Origin of the sequence: Anaeroplasma sp., assembly GCF_034179385.1 — a bacterium.
Lineage (GTDB): Bacteria > Bacillota_I > Bacilli_A > Acholeplasmatales > Anaeroplasmataceae > Anaeroplasma.
Genome location: NZ_JAXFPY010000071.1, coordinates 1 through 4,967, shown reverse-complemented (window position 1 = coordinate 4,967; position 4,967 = coordinate 1). Strand labels below are relative to the sequence as shown.

Below are 4,967 nucleotides of genomic sequence, written 5' to 3'. Positions count from 1 at the left end.
TGGTAGACCATTGACTGTAGATTACAAAGATTTAGTTCCATGGAGTGAAAATCTATATAAAGATAAAGTAAATTATGAAATATAATCTTAACTCTAAAGTACAATAACGTACAAGAATCTTTATCTATCTTATTAAAGTACAAATAAGTAAAAACTTTAAAAAATTAAAAAAAATAGAAAAAATAACCTCAATTTTTTGACTAACAAAATAAAAAAAGTCAATAAAATCGAGGTTTTTAGTGTTGAGGATATATCAAAGACGGTAACGTTAGGTGTAGGTTTTCGATAATGATAAACTGTTGTTCTTAAAGTTTCATCATATTGTACGTTTTCTTAGTTCGTTTAATTCTTCTCTTTCTGCGTCAGTTAATGGCGCCATTTTTTTGTTGTTATTATTTTGAATATTCTTTCTTGGTCTACCCATCTTGGTCACACCTGGCCTTCCTCGATTATCTTTAAGACCATTATAACCTAATTGTTCATATTTTTTAATCCATGTTTGGATAACAGATGTGACCACAAATTTTAACCACCCTACCATTTCATAATAATTTTGGTATCATTTAAGTATATTAAGGAGGTTAAACTATGCCAAGACAATATACTCAAAGGACGCCAGAAGAAAAATATGGTATTGTACAAGATTACTTCTCAAGTGGATTACCGCTAACTAAATATGCCAGAACACATAATATTCCTAGAACTACAATTTCACAGTGGGTTGAAAAATACAATTCTTCCTTCCTAGCAGAAACACCATCAGCAATTAACAATAATGACTTTATTAATGTTACAAAAGAAAGTGTTGAAATTGCAAATACTAAGGAAATAATTTCATCTAAAAATATCATAAAATTGGAAATGAATAATACTTTTAAGCTTGAATTTGATATTAGTGTTTTAGATAAAGTATTGGAGATAATTAAATGATTGATCTAACAAATATAAAATCCGTATATTTATATACTGGCAATACAGATTTTAGATTAGGAATTAATTCTTTAACTGCCCTAATATCATCAGAATTCAAAGGTAATTTAAATACACATACATTATTTTTATTTTGTAATAAAAGGCGTACCCAAGTAAAAGTATTAGAATTTGATGATGTTGGAATCTGGCTTTATGTAAAAAAACTACATAAAGGACAATTTCCATATCCCGATAATAAACAAGGAAGATACGAAATCACAACAAAAGATTTAGAAATAATATTATCTGGACTAGATTTTATATGTCAAATTCAAAATGAAAATAAGCAATATAAATACTATTAAAATTAGGGAAAAAATCCCTAATTTTTTTACTATTTTAGTCCAAAACTACTAGACAAATTTACAAAAATATGGTATAATTAATAATGTAGAAAGGTGGTGAATTAGATGAATATTAAGTCGTATTTAAAGGAGCTATCTCCCAATCTTAAATACTTAAATCATATAGAAAATGATAAAGAAATTATTATAAATGTTGAATCTAAAATTAAAAAATTACGTTGTCCAATGTGTGGTTATGAATCTGATTCAGTTAATACAAAATATCTAAAAAAAATTGAAGACTTACCTATAAATAATAAGATTGTAAATATTAAGATTATGAATAGAGTAATGGAATGCAAGAATCCGAATTGTAGTCAAAAAACATTTTCTGAACAATATGATTTTATGGAAATTAATGATACAAAGACTACAAGATTATTAGAAAAAATTAGAGAAGTAGCTTCTAAATATACATTAAGGAAAGCTGCAGAGGTATTAAAGTCTGAAGGAATTAAAGTTGGGAAAAGTACTTTAGGGAATATAAAAAAACAGTGATTTTAAATATAAAAAAGGTTGATTAAGATGAGTAAAAAACAAAAGTATGAGAATTATGTGAATTCATTATCTGAGAAAGAAGCAAAAAAAGAATTGTTAGAATTATTAATAAAATATGATACATTAGGTGCTAAGCTTAATAAGCTTAATGCACATGTAGAGAAAAATAACAAAGATACTTTTGATAGTACATCTGAATCATTACCAAAAATCACAAAAAAAGAAGAGAAAATTCAAAGAACTGATAGAATAAATGATGGTGTAAAAAAGAAAAGGGGAAGAAAAAAATATACATTAAATAATACAACCATTATTAAAGAAAAAATATTAGAATCAAATAATGAATCAGGAACAATAAATGGAATTGATTATAAAGTAGTTGAATTAGAACAAGATGATACTTGTCCTGTTTGTGGTGAAAAAATGATTTGTATAGGTGAGGAACCAGTATTAAAATATAATTATGTTCCATCAAAAATTGAAATTATTGTATATAAAAAGAAAAAATATGCATGTAAAAATAAAAAATGCCAAGGAAGAGATATTTTATATGAGCCTAATACTAGATTCGCATTTAATAGAATAAGTTTCACTACTTCTTTTGTAGTATATTTAATAATGCAAAAATTTTTATTAGGTACACCTATATATAGATTAAAAGAAATTTTTGAATATAAAAATATTGATATAAAATATAATTCTATTTTAAATTATATAATCAATGCAGGAAAAAAGATTAATAGGTTAATTGAATTAATGACTGAAAAACAATTTAGTGATGAAACAACAATCAAATATGTTGATGAAACAACTATGTCATTAACAAATCCTGGATTTCTTGAAAATGGCAAAAAGAGAAAAAAGAGTTATGTTTACTGTAGTGTAGATGAATATCGAACAGTATACAAATTCACCAATAGCAGATCTTCTGAATGGTTATACACTCTTATTGATAAGATGACTGGAGTACTATTTATAGTCACAGATGATTATTCTGGATATAATAATTTACCTTTAGAAACACATCAGAATTGTATGTGTCATGTTAGAAGAAGATTTGTTAAAGCCTATTATGAAGCTCCTAAAGAGGTTAGAGATAATTTAGATAGTGCTGCTAGATATTGCATATCTTTAATAGATGAGTTATTTTTAATTGAAAGAGAAATTAAAAATTATTCAATAAAGGAAAAATATAAAGTAAGGAATTCTGAAAGAACAAAAAGCATTATTTCTAAATTAAAGGATTATTTAGAAAAAATAAATCCACCTCAAGGTTCATATATGGAAGATGCAAAGAAATATGCATTATCAAATTGGGATAATCTTTGGACTTATTTAAAAGATGGTAGAGTTTCTATTAGTAATCAAATAGCTGAGAATAAAATTAAAAAAGCATGTATGATAAGAAACAATTCTATAATTATTAATAATCAAGAAACAGCCATTGCAAACTTTAATCTGTTAAGTTTAGTTCAAACATCTAAAATGCATAATTTAAATATTGAAGCATATTTAACTTATGTTTTTGAAAATATCGATGCCTACTCAAATAATTTAGAGGTTCTTTTCCCATGGAATGAGAATGTCTTACACACTTTTCAAATAAAATAGCATTAAATGTAAAAAAAAGTTATTATGACTTTTCTTAACATTTAATGCTTTTTAGCGTTGTTTTAAACCCAAAAATATAGGGGGTGGTTAAAATTTGTGGTCACATAACAGATAGAGTAACATTACATTCAATTGCTAAAAAAGTTATACTTTCTCCCATATAATGTCTATTTATAATTTCGAGTTTGAACGATTCGGTAAAGTTTCTCCAATTTCCTTTACAAGTAATCGCTTCAATTCCATGCTTTTTATAACGCCTAACTAAATTATAAATATTTGTTTTTCCAACATTATAAAGTTGTGCAATTTTAGTATAACTCATCCCTTGATCTACCAAATTAGCTATTTCATAAAAATCTTCTTCTTTTAATTTCATAATAAAAACCCCCTAAGTCTTTCTAGATTTCTCTAGTCCAACTTAAGGGGTTCACTTCAAAGGTAAACTCACCTAGTTTTGCTTGTGAAAGTAATTTGCTATTTTTTATTTAATATTTTTTCACATTGTGGGCATAAACCATCTTCATTTAGTGACAAAGGTTTAAAATATTTCTTGATAAAATATACTTCCAAAGATCCATCTACTGTTGTAATTTTATCTGGCATGGAAGGATTGTATCCTTTTTCATGGCAACATAAACATTCATTAATCCATTTTTTCAATTTTGGAAATGCATTAATGTATTTTTCACCTTCGTTACCTTTTTGTCTTTTCACTATAATTTGCCCCATTTCTTTAAAATTTCTTCTAATAATTTAATTAGTTTCCTTAAATTGTCGTGAGTATTATAAGGATGCTTTTGTATTTCGTTATGTAATCTTCGCCATAAATCTCTGTTTTCGATTCCTAATTGTTTCATTGCTTCTGCCCATTGCTGATTTTGGTGCTTATTATTAGGTAAACCACCTTTAGCAAACATGTATGTAGCGCCTAATAATCCTGCAGCTCCTAATATTTGTGCACCAGTTACAGTTAAAGTCATAGATCCAGTGGCTACAAGTGCGGTTGTTCCAGCAGTTGTTTGTACCATTGCAAAACCAGTTGGTAATGTTGCGGAAAAACTCATACCAGCAAAAGCACCTAGTCCTGCACCAATTGCTCCGCCTAACACTGTAGCTCCTAAATAATCATACCATTTAACACTACCATTAAATATTTCACCATCATCTTGATAGTCAATATATGCGGCAGCCCCAAATCCAATTACAGCTCCAATAATTAGTCCTATCAAAATGGCACTATGTCCTGTAGGATCGTACTTATTAACTGGATCGTTTTCGCAGTACGCATATAAATTCAATCCATTGATGCTTTCAGGATCTAAATATTCGATTGAATCTGGCGAAATCCATCTACATAATTCAGGCGAATAGTAACGTGAGGATACCCAATAAAGCTGAGTTTCATTATCATAATAATATCCCTTATACCTAAATGGATTCCTGTTAGCTATAAATGAATTTAATGTATATGAACCATCATCATTAATACTTACATTTCCATATGCATTGTAGTTATATTTTACAACCAAGTTACCATTAGTG

Annotated in this window: 8 protein-coding genes; 4 read left to right on the top strand and 4 right to left on the bottom strand. The window is 27.3% G+C overall.

What is annotated here, in order from left to right; all coding sequences use genetic code 11:
- Positions 1-316 precede the first annotated feature (316 nt).
- Positions 317-520, bottom strand: coding sequence for a helix-turn-helix domain-containing protein (locus SPJ17_RS04605; RefSeq protein WP_321093115.1), 204 nt, complete (start codon positions 518-520; stop codon positions 317-319).
- 68 nt (positions 521-588) lie between these two features.
- On the opposite strand from SPJ17_RS04605, the gene SPJ17_RS04600 reads away from it, so the two are divergent.
- The 4 genes from SPJ17_RS04600 to SPJ17_RS04585 all read left to right on the top strand — a co-directional run bounded on the left by SPJ17_RS04600 (position 589) and on the right by SPJ17_RS04585 (position 3,425).
- The gene (locus tag SPJ17_RS04600) at positions 589-930 is read left to right on the top strand and encodes a transposase (protein ID WP_321093113.1); all 342 of its coding nucleotides are present in this window, start codon (positions 589-591) and stop codon (positions 928-930) included.
- Entirely contained in the window at positions 927-1,277 is a 351-nt protein-coding gene (gene tnpB / locus SPJ17_RS04595; RefSeq protein ID WP_178490872.1) for an IS66 family insertion sequence element accessory protein TnpB, read from the top strand. Before SPJ17_RS04600 ends, tnpB begins: the two co-directional genes overlap by 4 nt.
- Before the next feature lie 105 nt (positions 1,278-1,382).
- Positions 1,383-1,814, top strand: coding sequence for a hypothetical protein (locus SPJ17_RS04590; RefSeq protein ID WP_321093112.1), 432 nt, complete (start codon positions 1,383-1,385; stop codon positions 1,812-1,814).
- 27 nt (positions 1,815-1,841) lie between these two features.
- Entirely contained in the window at positions 1,842-3,425 is a 1,584-nt protein-coding gene (locus SPJ17_RS04585) for an IS66 family transposase (RefSeq protein WP_321093110.1), read from the top strand.
- Between the two features lie 100 nt (positions 3,426-3,525).
- Here the strand turns inward: SPJ17_RS04585 and SPJ17_RS04580 are convergent, their stop codons facing one another.
- The 3 genes from SPJ17_RS04580 to SPJ17_RS04570 all read right to left on the bottom strand — a co-directional run.
- Entirely contained in the window at positions 3,526-3,801 is a 276-nt protein-coding gene (locus tag SPJ17_RS04580) for a helix-turn-helix domain-containing protein (protein WP_321093109.1), read from the bottom strand.
- Positions 3,802-3,899: 98 nt separating this feature from the next.
- Positions 3,900-4,139 carry a hypothetical protein gene (locus SPJ17_RS04575; protein WP_321093107.1) on the bottom strand — a complete coding sequence of 80 codons (240 nt, stop codon included), beginning with the start codon at positions 4,137-4,139 and terminating at the stop codon, positions 3,900-3,902.
- Positions 4,139-4,967: RHS repeat-associated core domain-containing protein (locus tag SPJ17_RS04570; protein ID WP_321093105.1), on the bottom strand; the 829-nt coding region annotated here is incomplete at its 5' end. The genes SPJ17_RS04570 and SPJ17_RS04575, both read right to left, overlap by 1 nt.

Coding starts and splice junctions, on each gene's coding strand:
- SPJ17_RS04600 (WP_321093113.1), top strand. CDS start 589: ATGCCAAGACAATATACTCAAAGGACGCCAGAAGAAAAATATGGTATT.
- tnpB (WP_178490872.1), top strand. CDS start 927: ATGATTGATCTAACAAATATAAAATCCGTATATTTATATACTGGCAAT.
- SPJ17_RS04590 (WP_321093112.1), top strand. CDS start 1,383: ATGAATATTAAGTCGTATTTAAAGGAGCTATCTCCCAATCTTAAATAC.
- SPJ17_RS04585 (WP_321093110.1), top strand. CDS start 1,842: ATGAGTAAAAAACAAAAGTATGAGAATTATGTGAATTCATTATCTGAG.
- SPJ17_RS04580 (WP_321093109.1), bottom strand. CDS start 3,801: ATGAAATTAAAAGAAGAAGATTTTTATGAAATAGCTAATTTGGTAGAT.